The sequence below is a fragment of the Vibrio sp. Vb1127 genome (assembly GCF_033338735.1).
In the GTDB taxonomy this organism is placed as follows: domain Bacteria; phylum Pseudomonadota; class Gammaproteobacteria; order Enterobacterales; family Vibrionaceae; genus Vibrio; species Vibrio alginolyticus.
In genome coordinates, this window is record NZ_JAWOTF010000001.1 from 538,951 (window position 1) to 558,107 (window position 19,157).

The 19,157-nt window shown below is 43.3% G+C and carries 19 protein-coding genes; 5 read left to right on the forward strand and 14 right to left on the reverse strand.

Annotated features, from left to right (window positions below; translation table 11 throughout):
• Positions 1-29: 29 nt before the first annotated feature.
• The 3 genes from R7H07_RS02275 to R7H07_RS02285 are packed head-to-tail and all read right to left on the reverse strand — an operon-like array spanning position 30 to position 2,383.
• A complete protein-coding gene (locus tag R7H07_RS02275; RefSeq protein WP_005373550.1) occupies positions 30-377 on the reverse strand; it encodes a phasin family protein in 348 nt (115 codons plus the stop codon).
• Positions 378-421: 44 nt separating this feature from the next.
• Positions 422-1,630 carry an acetyl-CoA C-acetyltransferase gene (locus R7H07_RS02280; RefSeq protein WP_005373553.1) on the reverse strand — a complete coding sequence of 403 codons (1,209 nt, stop codon included), beginning with the start codon at positions 1,628-1,630 and terminating at the stop codon, positions 422-424.
• Between the two features lie 12 nt (positions 1,631-1,642).
• Complete coding sequence (locus R7H07_RS02285) at positions 1,643-2,383, reverse strand: SDR family oxidoreductase (RefSeq protein WP_005373555.1); 741 nt, start codon at positions 2,381-2,383, stop codon at positions 1,643-1,645.
• A 739-nt stretch (positions 2,384-3,122) separates the two neighbouring features.
• Between R7H07_RS02285 and R7H07_RS02290 the strand changes: the two genes are divergently transcribed.
• Positions 3,123-3,743 (forward strand): LysE family translocator, encoded by a 621-nt coding sequence (locus R7H07_RS02290; protein ID WP_021035942.1) that lies wholly within the window; start codon positions 3,123-3,125, stop codon positions 3,741-3,743.
• A 15-nt stretch (positions 3,744-3,758) separates the two neighbouring features.
• A complete protein-coding gene (locus R7H07_RS02295) occupies positions 3,759-4,025 on the forward strand; it encodes a hypothetical protein (RefSeq protein ID WP_064354857.1) in 267 nt (88 codons plus the stop codon).
• 61 nt (positions 4,026-4,086) lie between these two features.
• Here the strand turns inward: R7H07_RS02295 and secF are convergent, their stop codons facing one another.
• The 4 genes from secF to R7H07_RS02315 all read right to left on the reverse strand — a co-directional run bounded on the left by secF (position 4,087) and on the right by R7H07_RS02315 (position 8,311).
• Positions 4,087-4,989 carry a protein translocase subunit SecF gene (gene secF / locus R7H07_RS02300; RefSeq protein WP_054577769.1) on the reverse strand — a complete coding sequence of 301 codons (903 nt, stop codon included), beginning with the start codon at positions 4,987-4,989 and terminating at the stop codon, positions 4,087-4,089.
• A 2-nt stretch (positions 4,990-4,991) separates the two neighbouring features.
• Entirely contained in the window at positions 4,992-6,830 is a 1,839-nt protein-coding gene (secD, locus tag R7H07_RS02305; RefSeq protein ID WP_053349261.1) for a protein translocase subunit SecD, read from the reverse strand.
• 164 nt (positions 6,831-6,994) lie between these two features.
• On the reverse strand, positions 6,995-7,474 hold the full coding sequence (locus tag R7H07_RS02310; protein WP_064354858.1) for a hypothetical protein: 480 nt from the start codon (positions 7,472-7,474) through the stop codon (positions 6,995-6,997).
• A gap of 168 nt (positions 7,475-7,642) precedes the next feature.
• Positions 7,643-8,311, reverse strand: a complete 669-nt coding sequence (locus R7H07_RS02315; protein WP_005373574.1) for an SH3 domain-containing protein — start codon at positions 8,309-8,311, stop codon at positions 7,643-7,645.
• A 103-nt stretch (positions 8,312-8,414) separates the two neighbouring features.
• On the opposite strand from R7H07_RS02315, the gene R7H07_RS02320 reads away from it, so the two are divergent.
• Positions 8,415-8,963 (forward strand): hypothetical protein, encoded by a 549-nt coding sequence (locus R7H07_RS02320; protein ID WP_017635183.1) that lies wholly within the window; start codon positions 8,415-8,417, stop codon positions 8,961-8,963.
• Positions 8,964-9,489: 526 nt separating this feature from the next.
• Here the strand turns inward: R7H07_RS02320 and R7H07_RS02330 are convergent.
• Together R7H07_RS02330 and R7H07_RS02335 are read right to left on the reverse strand one after the other, a co-directional pair.
• Positions 9,490-10,113, reverse strand: coding sequence for a class I SAM-dependent methyltransferase (locus tag R7H07_RS02330; protein ID WP_005373579.1), 624 nt, complete (start codon positions 10,111-10,113; stop codon positions 9,490-9,492).
• Positions 10,114-10,118: 5 nt separating this feature from the next.
• Positions 10,119-10,574, reverse strand: a complete 456-nt coding sequence (locus R7H07_RS02335; protein WP_005373581.1) for an Lrp/AsnC family transcriptional regulator — start codon at positions 10,572-10,574, stop codon at positions 10,119-10,121.
• A gap of 148 nt (positions 10,575-10,722) precedes the next feature.
• Here R7H07_RS02335 and R7H07_RS02340 point away from each other — a divergent pair, with 148 nt between their 5' ends.
• Both R7H07_RS02340 and R7H07_RS02345 read left to right on the forward strand, forming a co-directional pair.
• Positions 10,723-11,649 (forward strand): DMT family transporter, encoded by a 927-nt coding sequence (locus R7H07_RS02340; RefSeq protein ID WP_017635181.1) that lies wholly within the window; start codon positions 10,723-10,725, stop codon positions 11,647-11,649.
• Between the two features lie 94 nt (positions 11,650-11,743).
• The gene (locus tag R7H07_RS02345; protein ID WP_054576118.1) at positions 11,744-12,406 is read left to right on the forward strand and encodes a flagellar brake protein; all 663 of its coding nucleotides are present in this window, start codon (positions 11,744-11,746) and stop codon (positions 12,404-12,406) included.
• 2 nt (positions 12,407-12,408) lie between these two features.
• On the opposite strand, the gene R7H07_RS02350 is transcribed toward R7H07_RS02345, so the two are convergent.
• The 5 genes from R7H07_RS02350 to R7H07_RS02370 all read right to left on the reverse strand — a co-directional run bounded on the left by R7H07_RS02350 (position 12,409) and on the right by R7H07_RS02370 (position 18,986).
• A complete protein-coding gene (locus R7H07_RS02350; protein WP_206958758.1) occupies positions 12,409-13,446 on the reverse strand; it encodes a DUF2955 domain-containing protein in 1,038 nt (345 codons plus the stop codon).
• Between the two features lie 12 nt (positions 13,447-13,458).
• Positions 13,459-14,517 carry an HlyD family secretion protein gene (locus R7H07_RS02355; RefSeq protein ID WP_005373588.1) on the reverse strand — a complete coding sequence of 353 codons (1,059 nt, stop codon included), beginning with the start codon at positions 14,515-14,517 and terminating at the stop codon, positions 13,459-13,461.
• Between the two features lie 35 nt (positions 14,518-14,552).
• Positions 14,553-15,008: a transcriptional regulator SlyA gene (gene slyA, locus R7H07_RS02360; RefSeq protein ID WP_005373589.1), complete on the reverse strand. Its 456-nt coding sequence runs from the start codon at positions 15,006-15,008 to the stop codon at positions 14,553-14,555.
• A gap of 304 nt (positions 15,009-15,312) precedes the next feature.
• Positions 15,313-17,889 (reverse strand): quorum-sensing autoinducer 2 sensor kinase/phosphatase LuxQ, encoded by a 2,577-nt coding sequence (gene luxQ, locus R7H07_RS02365; protein ID WP_158155831.1) that lies wholly within the window; start codon positions 17,887-17,889, stop codon positions 15,313-15,315.
• Complete coding sequence (locus R7H07_RS02370) at positions 17,889-18,986, reverse strand: autoinducer 2-binding periplasmic protein LuxP (protein ID WP_005385634.1); 1,098 nt, start codon at positions 18,984-18,986, stop codon at positions 17,889-17,891. Before R7H07_RS02370 ends, luxQ begins: the two co-directional genes overlap by 1 nt.
• Positions 18,987-19,157 lie beyond the last annotated feature (171 nt).

Consider the following 19,157-nt stretch of genomic DNA (forward strand, 5'->3'; position numbering starts at 1 on the left):
AAATCTAGGGGCGGCGAGAATCGGACAAATTACGCTGGAGTAACAGTCTTTAGATTTTCCGAAGTCATTTTCTCAACGTCTTCTTTGAACTCTTTTGCAATCGCTTGAAGCTTGTTGCTGTCATCCATCATTTGTTGAGAAAGTTTAGTAAGTACGCTTAGTTGCTGACTGTTGAAAGCAGTCAATGACGTTACGTCTTTGATTTCTGTCGCTGCTTTCATCTGGTTTAGACCCACTTCACTGTATGTGCGAATGGCGTTCAATTGAAGCTCGGTCAACACTTCTACGTTTTTTGTCACTAGCTTGTTGAACTTCAAGTAAGGTTCTAGATTTTTTTCAGTTTGATCGCTAAATGTTTTGAAGAAATCTGTGTACATGGTTTGTCTCCTAGAGAAAGAATTAAAAATGTCCGTTTAAATAATTACTTAACTGTCTTTACAACCACAGCCGTGCCCATGCCGCCGCCCACACAAAGTGAAGCAACGCCATATTGACCATTTTGTTTATGAAGCTCGTGAACCAGCGTGACTAAGATTCGGTTTCCAGATGCACCAAGCGGGTGTCCTAGCGCGATAGCACCACCGTTAAAGTTCGCTTTATCTTGAATCGCGTTAACTGGAACTTGGTTTGTTTCCGCCAACTGATGAATCACGCCAAGTGCTTGCGCTGCAAATGCTTCGTTTAACTCGTAAACGTCGATGTCGTGTACACTGAGTTCTGCTTTTTCGAGTGCTTTATTGACCGACTCAACAGGACCTAGGCCCATGATCTTCGGATCAAGACCCGATTGCGCATAGCTTACGATCTCAGCAAGCGGCGTTAATCCATGCGCTTTAACTGCGCTTTCAGACGCCACGATAATCGCACTCGCGCCATCGTTAATGCCTGATGCATTACCCGCAGTCACAGTGCCTTCGCGGTCAAAAGCAGGACGTAGCTTGCTTAAGGCTTCCATTGTCGCGTTCGCTTTTGGGTATTCATCCGTATCAAACATCACGGTTTCACGGCGTTGCTTTACTTCCACTGGCACAATTTCGTCTTGAAATTTGCCAGCTTCGATAGCGGCTACCGCTTTCTGTTGGCTAGACAGCGCGTATTCGTCTTGCTGCTGGCGAGTTAAGCCGATTTGTTTTGCTACGTTTTCTGCCGTCACACCCATGTGATATTGGTTGTAAACATCGGTTAAACCGTCCGCTACGAGCAGATCTTTCAGTTCCAGATTGCCCATTTTGTTGCCATCACGAATGCTGCTTGGTGCAGCAAATGGAATCTGAGACATGACTTCAACACCCGCTGCAACAACGATCTCAGCATCGCCACTACGGATATGGGACACGGCATCCATGACCGTTTTCATGCCACTACCGCAAACCATGTTTACGCCATATGCAGGAACAGATTCAGGAATCCCCGCAAACAGTGCCGCTTGGCGGCCAACACCCATTCCTTGACCTGCACCAACAACGTTGCCAACAATCACTTCGTCAACCTTGTCGCCAGGCAACTTTGCCGCTTCCAACGCGCCTTTAATCGCTACTGCTGCCAGATCGCCAGCAGAAGTATTTTTCAGGCTGCCACCAAAAGCACCAATTGGAGTACGCTTCGCCGCTACGATAAATACTTTTTCCATCATCTTCTCTCCTTAGTGCATGTATAGGCCGCCGTTCACCGACAAAGTCTCTCCGGTGATGTAGGCGCCCGCATCGCTGACCAAGAAGCTCACTGATGCTGCAATTTCTTCTGGTGTCGCAAGACGTTTCATTGGAATTTGGTTCGTGATGGATTCCAGCACTTCTGGCTTCATTTGCTCAACCATTGGCGTACCCGTGTAACCCGGAGCGATAACATTAACTGTCACACCCGAGCGAGCACCTTCGTATGCTAAGGCTTTAGAGAAACCGATCATCCCAGCTTTCGCCGCCGAGTAGTTTGCTTGACCAAACTGTCCTTTAAGACCATTGACTGAAGAGATATTGATGACACGACCACCGCCTTTTTCGCACATTGCAGCAAAGAGGGGTTGCGTAACGTTGAATAAACTATTGAGGTTGGTATTGATGACATCATTCCAAGCTTGCGCAGTCATCTTTTTAAACACGCCATCACGTGTGATTCCTGCGTTGTTGACAACAACATCAATGGTTCCTTCCTCCCCAAGCAATTGCGCCAATTTCTCTGCACACTCTGTCGTGTTTGTTACATCCAACTCAAAAAGGCGAACCTGATCTTTGGTAAACCCTTTGCTGTTGAACCACTCCAGCGCACATTCGTAGTTACCTGTGAAATAAGTAGCGATTACACGGTAACCGTCATTGACTAATTGAGAGGAAATAGCAGAACCAATTCCGCCTTTTGATCCAGTGATCAAAGCGACTTTCTTCATTGAAGACTCCATTCTTAACGGCATTTAAAAAGCAAACTTAATACACTGATGAAATAGTTCACCAACTGACGTGTTTATTTATTCTTTTGACAACCAATCCCGTGCTGCCTTTATTTTAAGTTAACCTAGAAATATTACATTTCAAATAAAAAACTCACCCAATTGCATAAGATTGATTTAGATCTCATTACCCGTGAAATGTTATAAAATGGTTAATTTTACATAAGTCATTGTTTTAAATCACACTTCCACAAAAGCCACACCAACAGAAATAGAAACATAATTATTAAATATCATGCACTTACATACAGAATGGTAGACGTTACATTATGTCATGATTTAAGATCTGAATTTTAAGCCTATATGATTACAACAAACTTGAGATTAGAATAATAATTCAATTATCAGTAAAAATAATTATCAAACATATCATTTAATTACTGCATTTAATGATAACTTAGTTATCAATTCGATTATTTTAATACAGTGATAATTAATACCGATAAAATATAATAAATTAAATATATTTAATCTAAAAATGATATAAGAGCTTGTCTCATATTGGTGCAATACGCACTATTATGACGCATAGATTAAAATATAATTTCATTTTAAATTTATATATTTGAAGAACATCAACTAGCTACTAGTGAAAGTAATCATTCGCTTTGTAGTAGCATCCTTTTCCACTTTGCACTATCTTTGTGGCTTCTCTTTAATCACTAAATCATCAACAGATATGAATCTTGCATTGCTCAGTATGTTCATCCCTACTTTCTTTTTTGTCTCAATCACGCCTGGTATGTGCATGACTCTCGCCCTAACGTTAGGTATGAGTATCGGTTATCGTCGCACGTTATGGATGATGATAGGAGAGCTTCTCGGTGTTGCGCTGGTGTCAGTCTCTGCGGTGTTAGGTATCGCTGCGATTATGCTCAATTATCCTTGGATGTTTATCGCGTTAAAGTTCATTGGTGGCGGTTATTTACTCTATCTTGGTGTTGAAATGTGGCGATCGCGAGGGAAACTTGCGATTAATGTCGACAACTTAGAAACACCAAAGAGTGACAATATCGCACTTATCATGCAAGGCTTCGTTACCGCAATCGCAAACCCAAAAGGCTGGGCATTTATGATTTCTCTTTTACCGCCTTTTATAGACCAAAACGCAGCGCTTGCACCGCAACTGATCATACTTGTCTCCATTATTTTACTGTTTGAGTTCATTTGCATGTCTCTGTACGCTACTGGTGGTAAAGGGTTGAAACACGTATTAGGTCAGTCTAAGAATGTACGTCTAATGAACCGTATCGCAGGCACTTTAATGATGGGAGTTGGTGTCTGGTTGCTACTAAGTTAAGGCAAACTGGAAACAATGAAAAATATTCTGAATAAAATCGCTAAAGTCATGGGTGAAGTATTGGACTTTCAAGCCCGAGTTTGGGTTGTGAACGTCTATAGCGGTGAGCATAAAGGCGAGTCTTATGTCGTTAATGAAGATACTTTCTCTGTACCTCTTCAGTGGATGAAGAAGAAAGGCTACCAAGAGCCAATGTTGAATAAAGTCGAAGCAATGAAGCGCTCACAGATCTTAGAGTTCGATTTGGGACGAGTAAAACATCGTCTGATGCGCGTGAAATAAGCACAAAAAAAGCGCCACTCAAAATGAGTGGCGCAAGCACTTTTACCTTAAAAGAACGATGCTATGGCGCAGCGTCGATCTCAACAGGCAGATAATGTTTCGGCTCCAGTTTCAACCACTCAGGCAGCACGGTACCAATCGAAATCGATGACCATGTACCAGACAGAACACCAATAAACATCGCGGTTGAGAAACCAGCCAAAGGCGCTCCTCCCATAATCCATAATGCACCAACAGTGATCAATGTCGTACCAGATGTCACCATGGTGCGTGAAAACGTCGCGATAACAGCTTGATCATTGATGTCTTCTGTTTTCCAACTCTGTTTCGCAATCAACAGCTCACGGATTCGGTCTGCAATGATGATAGAGTCATTCAATGAGTAACCTAAAATTGCTAACACCGCTGCAAAAACGGTTAAGTTGAACTCCATTTGAGTAACTGCAAAAAAACCAAGCACTAAGATCACATCATGGGCCAAAGCAAACAGTGAACCACTGGCCAAACGCCACTCAAAACGGAAACACAAGTAACCGAGAATACTCAACACACAAATCAACAATGCTAAGCCACCTTGTTCAAACAAGTCTTGGCCAACTTGAGCGCCAACTATACTGTTGCTGACAACATCAACTTGGTGAGAGATTGGCTTCAACACCTCTTCTACACTTGGCAACGTTTGTCCATCTTCCGGCGCAGAGTAACGAATCACCCAACGGCCATCTTCACCAGAGCGTGTCACTGACGCAGATTCACCAAGCTTTGGTTGCAGAACGTCAAGCAGATCATGGTTAGTTAGCTGCTTATCTACCTTTACTTCTGTCACCATACCGCCAGTGAAGTCCAAACCTAGGTTCAACCCTTTAAAGCCTAGAGCGACGATCGCGATCACCGTTAAAATGATGGAAACTAGCGTAGTAAAGTAGCGAATTTTACGAATATTTTGTTTTAGCATTTCGACCATGATTAAACCCTCACATCACGACGGGCATCGCGGCCCCAAATTAAATTGATCATTGCTCTAGAGGCAAATACGCCTGTAAACATACTGGTTAACAAACCTAATCCGAGTGTTAAGGCAAAGCCTTGGATTGGGCCATTACCGATGGCGTACAAAATCACGGCGGTGATCATGGTAGTAATGTTGGCATCAAGGATGGTCGAGAATGCGCTGTCAAAGCCAAGATCAATCGCTTGAGCGAAGCTGCGGCCTTCACGCATTTTGTCCTTAATACGTTCAAAGATAATAACGTTGGTGTCTACTGCCATACCGACGGTTAACACTAAACCGGCAATACCCGGAAGCGTTAGAACCGCTCCTGGTAACAAGGCGATTAAGCCAAGCAAACAAAGCATGTTGGCACAAAGCGCCACGTTTGCTACCCAACCTAAGCGGCGGTACCAAAGTGCCATAAAGGTCAGTGTTAGTCCCATACCTAAAGCCAGTGCTGCAAAACCGTTTTCAATGTTTTCTGCCCCCAGAGAAGCACCGATTGTTCGCTCTTCCACAATAGTAACCGGCGCGGTCAGTGACCCCGCGCGAAGCAATAGCGCCAACTGCTGCGCATCGTCCATGCTACCTGCCCCAGTAATACGGAACTGGCTACCAAGCTGAGATTGAATAGTCGCGACGCTGATAACGCGCTCACTACGCTCAGTTACACCGCGATCGTTTGTTTTGTATTCACGGTAAACGGTCGCCATTGGCTTGCCGATGTGAGTTGCTGAGAAGTCACTCATTTTCTTACCACCAGCGTGATCAAGAGAAATATTGACTTCTGACATGCCCATTTTGTCGACACCAGCACGAGCGTTCACGATGTGCTCGCCCGTTAGAACTGGTCGTTTTGACAAAATCACAGTACGACCATCATTATCTTGAAGAACAAGATCTTGGCTGCTGTGTGCTTGGCTCGCATCTTTCACTTCATAAAACGCCAAGCTTGCTGTTGCACCAATAACGTTTTTCGCTTGAGCAGGATCTTGTACACCAGGGAGTTCAATTCGAATGCTCTCTTTACCTTGGCGTTGCACTAGCGCTTCTGTGATACCAAGTTCTTCAATACGACCACGCATGATCTTCAGGTTTTGTTGAAGAGTCGACGATTGAAATTCTTGGATATTTTGTTCACTCGGTTCAAGCACAAAGCCACGAGATGAACTTTTTGAAATCCAGCCCGGGTAATTTTGACGCAAAAACTTGTTCACTTCCGACAATGCTTGCTCGCTGTCACTGTTTACCGTAATTCGGTTGCCGCTTTCTGCTCGAACTTGCACACCACGAACACGTTGATCACGTAGGTTCGCTTTGATTTCATCAATCAATGCATCACGTTGTTCTTCAAACGCTTTATTCACATCAACATTCAACAAGAACTGAACGCCACCACGAAGGTCAAGACCGAGCTTAATTGGGCTAAAGCCCATCTCATTCAACCATTCTGGCGCAACCGATACGTATGAGAAAGTGATGCTGTCGTCTTTATTTAGCTCTTTGTTTAACAACGCACGAGCTTTACTTTGCGCATCTTCACCATCGAATACAATGGTTGTTTTGCCGTCTTTTTCGATGATTTTGTCTGCTGAAATATGGTTGGTTTTTAGCAGTTGATTCAGATGAACAACCGACATTTCACTGTTGTTTTGATCCGCAAACGTCAACTGGATAGAAGGCTGTTCGCCAAACCAAGTTGGTATAGCACTTAGGGTTAAAATAATGACTGTCGTAATTAATACGACATATTTCCAAGCTGAGTAGTGATTCATCAGCTTTCTGTTCTTTTGCTGCTTTGGTGTTTTTTTCATGTAAACATCATCCCTTCACGATGAAGTGAAGCTTTTAATAACAAGGCTTAACACACGACAGATGCTCCCAGAATAAATTCAGGGTATGAAATGCTCAGAACGCTCACGTCCTGTCGAATACAATCGTCGTGTTAAGAGTGCACAATGGTGCAAATAGATGGTGTTTAGGCAGAAAACTGACTATTGAGTGCGACGTACATGGCATTGGTCTCTTTCCAACCAGAAATGCGATGATCGCTTGTGAAATGATAAAATGTGGACTGGTTGTGACGCCAGTTAATGTCCATCAAGCTGTATGCGTAACCCGCATCAGCGTAAAACGGAGTAGTGAGATCGCCGACAAAATCTACGTGCTCGTCATCAAGCCCTTCCCGTAAGTAAGACGTCCAGCGCTGAGAGTTAAACAAAGCAACGGAATCGAGACTTGCATGGCCTTCAGATACTGGAGATTGAGAGCTTTCTTCTGAAACTTCAGAAAAATCGACGGAAGAGTTTGGCGATACACTTACGGCTACAAAAGGTTGTAGCTTAGAAAAGTGCGGTACGTGAGCCTTGTGATCGATTTGCGCAGCAGATACATGCACTGGTAGCAATACCATTGCAAATAGCAGCAAAATCAACTTTCTAAGGTAAATCCAAGACATAGGAACTCACTAAAAACACAAAGAGCCAAGTTAGGTCACTTGACTCGTTGATAGTATTCCTATTGATTATGGTTAACAACTAAAAAGTTATAAATCTCTGATTTCAGGTTTGCATCGTTATTGCATTTATCAAAACGTCTTTAGAGAACTAGTGTAATTGGTGGTGAGTTATCGATAAAAAATATCGCCCTTATCAACATCTAAGTAGATCTTGTTCTCTTGCTCCAAACCGCCACAATAGATGAAGTAAACGTTGCGCTTTTTGAACGTCACAGAACGAACCCAGCCTCCGAGCTCCTCAAAATCACTCGGATCACAGGTTTCATCGTCTAACAATTGCTGTGTTTTCTTACGGAAAATATCCAAGTGAACTTTTAAATCATCCGACTTCTGTAGGTATTCATCCAATATCTCTAAGCGCTCTTGCTCTTTAATAACTGGCTCTGCATCCGATAACCCTTCAGCATTCAACCATTCGGCTTTTTCTTCTCCACCCTCTTCATAGACAAGATAGCCGGAGATTCGGTACCACCCATCTACTTTTTCTAACACCGATACTTTTTCTCCCTTATAGAGCGTATCGACAACTAAAGCATTAAGGTTAGGCTTGTTGTAAACATTGACACGACGCTCAATAACGTAGTACTCGGTAACTTCCGGGGGAGCGGCTTCTAAATCCAGAATCGGTTTGGATGTTTCTTTTTGCAGTGACGATTGCTCGACTTGTGTAGCCTTTGGTGCTTCAGGTTCATCTTTCTGCATAAAGAAGAAATAGTATCCAGCCCCCGCTCCGCCGAGCAACAGCATGACAATCAATGCGACGAGAATTTTCTTCATGCCCTTTTCCTTTTCATTCTTTATTCTTATCCCACCAGCAGCACGCATGTCGTAGAAATTTGGGTATATACTCAAAAGAGCAGGTCAACTAACGCGAGCAATAATGATCAACAGACTCAATTGGATACTACTATTTCTTCTGTTCCCGATAACGGGGCACGCCAATATTCAATGTAACCCATCGTCGTGGAATGACAATCTTACCCAATTCAATCGTTTAGAGTCCAATTACAATCAGCATGTTGAGGTATTCAATACACTTTTAACCGAACATAAACAGCGTCAGTTATTGTCCGAAACCTTTTCACTGCATGAGCTCGTGCTACTTTGGCGTGCCAAGTCGAACCAAAATGTGTTCAAAGCGCAATTAAAAGCATCGATTCAATACAAAGAAGAGCTCACAACTAAAGCGAATCAACTGCTTAAATTGAGCACACAATCCCAATGGTCAGCTAATGGGTGGGAGATCCTGGCCCAAAAGTGCCGCGAGTCAAACAAAACAGCCAATCAAATAACTGCGGAATGGTATAACACCAACGCTTTGGAACTTGCTGAAGATTACAAGCGCCTCTCTTCACAATATCAAACTCTGTCACAAGTCTATGATAAAGAAGCCCGAGCGCTTCAATACGCTCAAGATGTTTCGAAGTAAAAACAGAGCCAGTTTTGAATAGACGATGTTGGTTTTTCACTCCAATATTGGACGTTATTCGTGCTTTTTATCTTTCCTTAGTCGTGAATGATATCAAATGTAAATAATGGGATTGTTCCCTTTGACAAACTTGACTAAACCATGACCAAGACAATCAATTTATAGAGACATGCGTCACATTAATGCTTTACTTATGGACATTTTTTGGTTAGTTTAGCCATTAATAAAATTTAATAAAAAGTCACATTTGGCTGGAGATGATGCTACAAACATGGTTATCAATCGATTAAGTAACAGGGAATGTCCTAATGCTACCAAAGCCAAGTTTTTGTCAGTAGTTAGGCACGTAAAAGAGTTCGGTTCAATCAGTGATTTGGATCTGTGTAAAATCTTCGGAGAAACAATATGGAGTGATGGGAGGGAATACCATTCAGCCGCGTTCTCATTCAAGGTTGATAGATACACAGGTAACTGTGAAATCTCACAATACAAAAACCAATAAGGCTTAAGAATTTATTAAGCGGAGTCAGGAAACGGACTCCGCTTTTTTGATCATGGCAATCGTAAAGTCGTGCTCGGAGTACCCCTCAATCAATCGTGTATTCGGACACAGCAACCGACAATAGCGAAAGACACCTTCTTTATTGTGCGACGCTAACATTTTCATGCTGGGTAGTTTGGATTCATCCAACAAGTTAAACACACAACCTTTCTCTGTCGCTCGGTACATTTTATCAATCATTTCAATGGTATGATTTGGGTTGGTGGATTGATAGTTCAATGATCCGGAAGCAAAAACAAAGTCGCAACGAGGCAATACCAACGTTGAAAAGTCGCCACATATAAACTTACTTTGCGTACGAAAATCTCGTTTTCTGGCTTCAGAGATAAACTGTTTTTGCTGATCAATGCCAATATAGCTTTGAGGAAGCCCCCCCGTAAGTTCGATAAACGCTAACAAGTCTCCGTAGCCGCACCCAATATCTAAAATACTTGAACCGTCTAACGTTAACCCTCGGCACAACGCCTCAAAACGGCTGATCTGACTATACTTATCTGCCCATCCCAGAGTTCGGGCTCTGTCTTTACCAAACTGTCTATATCGCTTTCGATGATAGTGGGCAATCTTAAGTCTATCGAAAAATTTCATCTTTCTTATGCATAAATCGGCAAACTGCCATTTCCTTTCACTTGTCTAATCGCCAGGTGGGTATGAATATCTTTCACATTTTCTAATCGCTGTAACTTTCTAGTAAATGTTTCATAACCAGCGAGATCTTTACTGACCACCTCTAACAGGTAATCATAGGCCCCTGATACGACATGGCATGAGATCACTTCATCCATCTCAACAACGGCATGTTCAAACTCATCAATCGAAGAAGCTTGGTGGTTATTTAAACTCACTTCAACAAATACAGTCATCGCGATGCCTACAGTGTCTCTGGACACAATAGCTCGATAACCACTTATTACACCTTCCTGCTCCAAACGCTTAATGCGTCTTGCACAAGGTGATGCCGATAGCCCTACTTGGTCAGCAAGTTCTGCCGTTGTCAGAGTGGCATCCTTCTGCATTAGGTTGATAAGTTGCCTGTCAATTTTATCCATTTATTCTTCCGTGCCTTTAATCACCAACAATTAACACTTATACGCAATTTATCACCAACATCAAGCCTAATTACGTCAAACTTTGCCTCCCTTTGGCAAGAGTTTTATTCAACAATTAACACATCATTTACAAATGGACATGTCGATAATGATCTTGGGATACGCAGCTATATTAACGACCTTACTGCTTTGGTCTGGTTTCTTTATTTCTTTAAAAGGGGGCGCAATTTCTGCCTTGCAGCCAGCCGATATCGCGTTAGTTCGCTTTCTAATCCCAAGTATAATTTTATTACCATTTGTGATTAAGCATAAACAGTCGCTGCGCGTGGTGCCTAAACGCTACCTGGTTGGTGTTGTGGTTGGAAGCGGCCTTCCCTATCTTCTGGTCGTCGGAACGGCTATGCATTTCGCTCCCGTGGCGCACGGCAGTGCATTAGTACCTGGCACTTTGCCATTGTTTGTTTCTGCTATCGCGGTACTTTGTTATCAACAGTCGCTGAGTGCTCACCGCTTAATCGGGCTTTCTACGGTGTTGTTAGGGATTTTCGTATTCCTTCTTTCTAATAGCGGCGCAGAGTACAACTGGTCTCAGTTGCAAGGGCATATCCTGTTTCTAACTGGCAGCATCATGTGGGCTGCTTTCACCATCAGCGCTCGTGTCGCTAATCTTAATGCACACGTCTGTGCAGGATTCGTTGCAATCGCGTCTTTGGCTCTACTCATCATCGCCGTTGGTTTCGGGTGGGTAGACAGTTATTTGGTGGTAACACCGTTCAGCCAGTGGCCATGGGAGGAGTTATTTGGCCACGCGATGCTACAAGGTGTTGGCGCAGGTTTAATCGCTTCTTTCACTTTCATTTATGCAATTAGGATCATCGGTGCCGAAGCCAGCGCTGCTTTTGGTTCATTAACTCCAGTCGTCGCGACACTTCTTGCCGTTCCAATTTTTGGTGAACAACCAGATTCTCTCACTTGGTTAGCGCTGATGTTGGTCACATGCGGCAGTATTGTGGCAAGCCAAATCTTTATGAAAGGTGGAATGAGCCAAACTTATCGCCCACCACTTCACAGATAGCGATGATTTTACAAAAACTTATGCCTTACTATCTTGAATAACAAAATGGCGTTTTGATAGCCTCAGCTTAACTAAAAATTAAAACGCCAATGTGATGCCAGCCACTCATACTAAAGATGAACTGCATAGGTTTCTCAAACCGGGAATGAAACTTTCTACTAATTTCGAATTTGGGCCTAAGGATCAATATACGTATTCCACCACTTATCTTGGGATGAAAGAAAATGCTTATTTGATTCTTGATATACCAATGCGTTTGCTTGAAGAGCAAGTGATGAGAAAACTCCCCAACGCCGATATCATCGTGCGTGGAGTATCAGATACGGAGTTAGGCCATGTCATTGCGTTTAAGTCCAGCGTGCTGACGACGACCGTTCGACCATCCCCCCTTTTGTTTATCCGCATTCCAGGAACATTTGCAACCAAACCAGTTCGGGAACATGAGCGTTACAAGTTGCAAATGGACTGTAACGTTATTCATGCAGGGAATGTCTACGACGGTAGCCTTATCGATTTTTCTCTAGCAGGTGTTGGTATATCAACCTTGATTGAGCCCGAATTCAACGTGGGTGAGAGTGTTACCATCGAATGCCCGTTAAGCCACTATATCGGAGAAGAAAATCGATGTGTCATTGCCAACATTAAGAAATTGGTGAAGGGATGGGTAGTTGGAATTAAGTTTGCCAGTCCCATTGCGATGACTCACGAACTAAAAACAGAGTTACTGGAGCAATCCTTTCTAACCAGTAACGTCTGAACTTACTGCTCGCTAAAGCGCGTCGCCTCAAAGCTGTTGAGTATTCTGTGAACCGTATAGGTCACAAGCAGCGTCGCAACAATAGCAAACAAAATACTGCTCACGCGATACAGCGCACTGAACATTAAGTCACCATCCGGAGTAAGATATTGGCCGAACAAAATGCCTAATGTGGTTAAGCCGCCAAATCCGGCTCCCGAACCGCTAGACTCTTTCACGTGCATATAGCTGAACATCATAGCCCCAATCCAAAGCAATGGGACGATAAACAATAAGGTATCCGACCAATCGTATAATACAAGTTGTCCGACGATACCAAAGGTCACCCCCATCAAGGTCCCCATTGCTCTTTTTCGCGCATACCCTAAAGCACCGTTCCAATGCATAGGAAACAATAAAAGCAAGGTTGTCGCCTGAGCAGACATAGAGTCACTGAGGTCAAATAGCTGGAATACAAGGAAAGACATTGTAGCGATACTCGCCCCCATAAGGGCTTCATGACGCATGCGATGACTCTGTTTAGGCTGCGTCGGTTTCGCTGGTGGCTGACGAGGTTCCGCATCGGGAATCAAAAATGTCACCACATAAGCAACGATCACTGAAATAACATTCGCTTGCAGATTGCTAAATATTAGGTCATTTAAGTCAGTGGTTGGATAACTCGCAAAATGCAGCATGATGCTTAAGCTCAGTACGCTGTTCGCTCCAAATAAGAATAAGCTCCCTTTTGACATACAGGCGAATTTATACAGAAACAACCCGAATGCAATGATTGTCATCATGCCAGGGTGCCCACCAAATAACCCACCAAGAACACCAACTTCTAATCCACACACAACCGCTGAAAAAATCAGTTGTCGTGCGGCATGTAGACTCATGACTGGCACCATTCCAAGTAACAGCATCGGGGTTACAGTAAAGAATACGCCATAGTTCCAACCAAATACTTTACATAAAGTGAAACCAATGGTCGCACCAGTTGCAATGCGCAAACACTGACGGAAGTCGTTTTCCGACATGGGGTGGTCCCATAACTTCATATCGCCTCCTCGTTAATAAATATAATGAAGAAGACTCAAGAATTGGATCTGGCACCTCGCTAACCAGCCAGATAATGCGTTTTCTGGCAACAACTGCACGGTTGCTCGTGCCCCTGCTGGAAATGCGCGCTGCTGAGGTTCATCGATAGCTAAATGTAAACGTAAGCGCTGCGCGTCTCTCACCCAACGGTTTGAGTCAGTTGGTGTTGCTAAGCGACCATCCGCATCGAATTGACCCGAGCTGACCCCGGCATCCACACTCGTAATACGAGCTTCAAATACATCACCAGGCAAGCTATCAAAAGCCACTAACGCACGGCTGTTCTGATTAAAGTGTCGTAAACTCTTTTCACGAAAGTCGGCAATGATATCCACGTCATCGGAGACTAAAGCGACAAGAGGTGTACCAGCTGCCGCATAGGCCCCCGTCTCCAGCTGCAAGTTAGCGACAACGCCATCATGTTCCGCCGAGACTTGAGTGTAAGACAGATTAAGTTCCGCTTGTTTTAGCTGGTTTTGCGCCACGCGGATATTCACATTCGTCGCGCCTAAATCACCGCGGTTTACTTCCAACTCTTTTAAACGAGCACGTGCGGCCAGTAAGTTCGCTTTAGCTGCCGTTGCGCTGCTCTGTGCGTCATCGCGCTGTTGTTGCGAAGTACCATTACGGTGAAACAGGGTATTAAGACGTTTCGCTTCGCGAACTTTTTGTTCCGCCACGATTTTGCTCGCTTCAACGTCTGCTTTTGCCGCCGCAATAGAAGCATCAAGTTGTTCGTTGTTTTGAATCACACGCTCAAGGTTAAGTTGAGCCTTTTCTACGGCGAGCTGATAAGGCTGGGGATCAATCTGAAATAGTAGATCGCCTTGGCTTATTTCTTGGTTGTTGGCAACATAAAGATGTGTAATCTGCCCACTCACACGGGGGGCCACTTTAGTTACCACACGCGTTGCCATTGCCTGAGGCGTCAACGGCATGGCGAGATCTGCAACTAGAAAATAGGCAAAGACAAGGACAAACGCGACGCAAGAATATTTGATCCAACGTGCGAATTTTTGATCTGGAGTCATAGGCGTTTACTTCTCTTTTTATTCGGTTTTCTGACTTATTCGCTAAGTGAATCAAGCGCATTGTGAGCAATCTGATCAAGAATCAATGAAAGCTGCTGAAGTTCCTGGTCGTTGATGTCCGTTAGGAGCTTGCTTCGAACTTGAAGAATCCGAGCCTCCATTTGCTTTAGTAGGGTTTTCCCCTCTTCTGTGAGGCTAACAATACGTGCTCGCTTATCGTGTTCACAGCAATGGCGAGTGATCAGAGATTGCTCTTCTAATAATTTTAATGTTCGCATCAACGACGCTAACTCGATCTCAAGCGCTTCAGCCAAATGCTTCTGACTGATGTTGTCACCCATTCGATAAAGCTTCCATAACGCAGTCCAACGCGGATACGTCAGGTTTAAAGGCTCTAACTCGCGATCTGCAACCATTTTCCACAAACGAGCAACACGAGATAATTTTTCAGCCAGAGAAAGGTCTCGCAAACTGTTGATGTCTTGAATCATAAGATCTACTCAATTACTTAGCGTGCTAAGCAATATAAAATAGTTAGCACGCTAAGTAAATATCTTTTTGTGATTGAAATCACATTAGGTGTGTCAGTGAAGGGGGATAAATCTAAGTAACACAACACGATGTTTGAATTTGAAATGCAGCGATGTACACAACAAACGTCGAGACCAATAAAGTCTGAAAAGTCTGATTTGTATAAGAGTAAAAGGGTCAGATACAAAAAAGCACAACCCACAGTCATGATGTTGTGCTTTTCAGATAATGAATAATTGGGTTATCCCGTAGTGAGCCAATTATTCATGTTCGCTCAACTAAGAACCGCTGTTTAAAATCCACAAATGCTTCATGGAGCGCATTTTCTTTAATCGGCTTGAGAAGCACGTAATTCGCACCCGATTCCATAAAGGCGTCACTGGTTTCTTTCGCGGTGTCAGCAGTACACGCATAAATTGGCGTGCCTAGTTTCAGCTTTTGTCGGATCTCTTTGGTCGTTTCAATTCCACCAAGATGCGGAAGTTGGTTGTCCATCAGTATCAAATCGTAAGTATGATCTTTTAAGAATTCCATTGCTTCTAACCCATCTTTCGCCCAATCAACCTGCATTTTGTACTTGTTACAAAACGCTTTTAGAATGAATGCGTTAGTATGGTTATCCTCTACCAACAACACTTTGAGACTCTCTGCAAATAGTTCACCTGGCTTAACACGCAAACTCGAATCAAGAGGGGTGAGTACTCGCTCACGATCTTTCACTGGCATTGTAATGACAAAAGTCGTTCCTAAACCTTTCTGACTGCGGACTTGAACATCACCTTCCAGCATGTCGACAAGGCTCTTCACAATGGTCAGCCCTAAGCCACTGCCACCGTATTCTCGAGTCGTTGTTGCTTCTTCTTGAACAAAAGGTTCGAACATTTGGTCGAGTTTGTCAGACTCAATGCCGATACCTGTATCCGTAATTTCCACGACCAGCACGCTATTGTCAGCACCATAGAACTGCTCCAGTTCAGCATGCAAGCGCACGCTACCCGAGGGCGTAAACTTTACTGAGTTACTGACTAGGTTGAATAAAATTTGGTTCAGACGAACTTGGTCAGTAAAGATTTCAACATTGGGATCTATTTTGTTTTCAATGACAAGGTTGACGCCTTTACTTTCACAAATAGGACGATAAATGTTTTCTAACGTTCGAATTGTATCAGTGAAAGAAAACGGGTGCTTTTGGATATTAAACTTACCCTGCTCAATCTTCGAAAAGTCCAAAATATCATTCAAAACAGCAAGTAAGTGCTCACCACTATGTCGAAGTACGTCAATTTGGTTATTCTGCTCTTCTGTTTCCACAGAGTCTTTTAGCAATTGAGCAACCCCTAAAATTCCATTGATTGGCGTTCGGATCTCATGGCTCATTTTAGCCAGAAAGTCGGCACGGGCTTGAGCAGATTTCTCTGCTTCTTTGCGCGCCAAGTTACTCTGTTTTTCCGCCTCAATTAGCGTGGTTATATCCTGACCTTGAACAATAATACCGCTAATATCTCCATCAACTCGAATCGGCGATAAGTTCCAGCGATATACTTTGTCTCCAATTGGCACATTAACGCCTGTCAACGTAGCTCCCTGAGCCGCCATGCGAAGGTGTGGCATCAACTTTTCTTTGAAACCTTTGAACACTGGGTGCATGGTTTCAATATCGTTTTCCATGACTAACTCTTTGCGTGCTGCCGGATTGATTTGGATAAGTACACCCGATTCAGACCACACCATAATAGGTGATAACGCAAAGTTAAACAGGTCTCGGAAAGACCGCTTTTGTGCTTCAAGCTCTTCAAAAGTGTTTTCTAGTGTCGAACCAATATGATCGAATTCCTCAATATCTGACCCCTCAAAACGCTCAAATCCTTTTTCTTCACGAGCCGAGCGGGTATATGCCATCAGGGATCCTAACTCTTCAACTACTCGATTCTCGATCCATTCTTTAGTCATCAGCGCAATCATGACCATACCGATAACTGAGGCTAGCATTGCTAGCAGGTGTTGGATTTGCAATGTCACCACGCTCTGATTGTCTTGCACAGTAAGCAAGCACAAGTCAGTCTCGGCGGCATTTACCTCAATAGGGGTTTTGATGATCAATAATTGGTCAAGCTTGTGCTGGGACTCTCGTCGTTTGAGTACGTCAAATATTTGATAAGCCTCATCTCCTACTAATGAGCTTGCCAATGGTGTGTTGTTAGCGACCAACACAACATTGTCGACGTTGCCTTCATTTTTTAACCTTTCCATCAACCCAAAGTTATTATCTAAAACAACAACATTGTAAGAGTACCCCATCACTTCACCGGTTTTAGGTTGTAAAACGGGTACGCGACGAAGTAACAGATGGCGAGTTCCCATCGGGGTCTGTGAGGGTAGATAATACCAGTTGTTGCTAAAGGTCACCTGACTGGCAAGTCGGCTAAGTATCAGATTGTTGATGCCATAGAAATGCGCGTTACCATCGTCCCAAATAATACCTTGATGATCGGTTAGGAAACGAAACTCTGGTGTATGGGAAGGATCACTCTGGTCAATACTCATGAAAAAGTAATTGAGTGCCTCTTCATCACGTTCTGTATAAAAATCCAATACAACATCACTTTTCGAATTGCTGTTGTGATGAATCTGAATCGCTGCAAAATGGCTATCAAAAATGTTCAGGATCAGGGCAGAGGTCTGCTGCTTGGTTCGGTCGACTTCCTGCCAAATAATCTGCTTCGAGAAGTAATAACTCTGAACAAAGATGCCTAGAATGATCGGAGCAAGTACGAGAATAATTATTTTGGTAATAAGCGTCGACAGTGAGCGACGCTTTCTTGTTTTTGATGTAGTTGTCATCAATTATCTGAGTATCTAAATGCACGTTTTCTTAATGCTTCAATTCTTTCTGGAGAGTCCGATTTGGTAACGACTTCAAAATCACCAGAGTAAACGGTGGGAACTGGCTTTCCTTCTAAATCCCACTTAATGGCCTCAGCCATTGCAATACCTGTATCATCGTTCATACGCATAACGGTAACGTCTAACTCCCCTTTAGAAAGCGCCTCTAACTCTGCTGAACCGCCGCCCCAACCATTGATCATGACATCATCACGACCTAACTCTTTAAGAGCGTCAACAGCACCTAATGCTACATCGGTAGAACACGCGTAAATGAAGTCAACGTCCGGATACTTCTCCAAACTGGCTTTTGCAGCTTCATACCCAGATTGCTTTGTTGCTTTGGTGTAGTAAGCAGATTGTAGTTCAAATTGATTATCGCGGTTCACTTGGTTGATAAAAGTGTTGCCTCTGATGTCACTAATGTAGCCCTCTGAGAAGTAGAGAACACTATAGTGGCTATGTTTAGGGAAACGCTTGCCAAACTCAACGGCCAATTCACGACTTCCTTCTGCGTGGTCGAAACCAACATAAAGAAACGGCTGATGATGTTCCCAATCCCTAACAGGTGTGGTGATATTTTGTAAAATTAACTTGGTTTTCTTTGAATCTAAGACATGCTCAACAAACTTACGATGTCTTGTGGTATCTAGAGTAAAGATCAAGTAATCGGAGTTGCTTTTCAGCGCCTCCATTAAAGACAAACTTTGCTGCTTTATATCTGCATTAGGACGAGTAAACACTTGATTTAGTTGATAGTCGATATCAAGCTTATCTAGGCGTTTTTCAAACGCATCGATGTTTCGAATCCAATAATCAGAGATCTGCTGCCCTGGATAAACAACAGAAATTTTCAGTGGACGCTTTTTGTCTTTTGCTACGGGTACAGGGGTTTCTCTTACCACTTCAGCCAACGCACTAGTTAACTGCTTCTGTTGTGGAAACTGGTCTAAAAACTCTTGATATGCCCAATACCCATTAAGAACTTGGGTGGCCTGCACATTCGGCGCAAAAGCGGCCATTGAAATCAGGGAGAATACTAACGCTTTTTTCATCTACTGCTCTTTTAGCTTTTTTATGAGCCTAATTCAGCTCTATTCATTACCTAGCCGAGTCATCCTATACTCTTGTAATCTACCTTCCTCTTAGTGCCTGTTTCAATAGTAAATTAGTTCTTGGTCTGAGTGGATGCAAATGAAAGTACATTGAGTCGCTTCCTTTGTCTC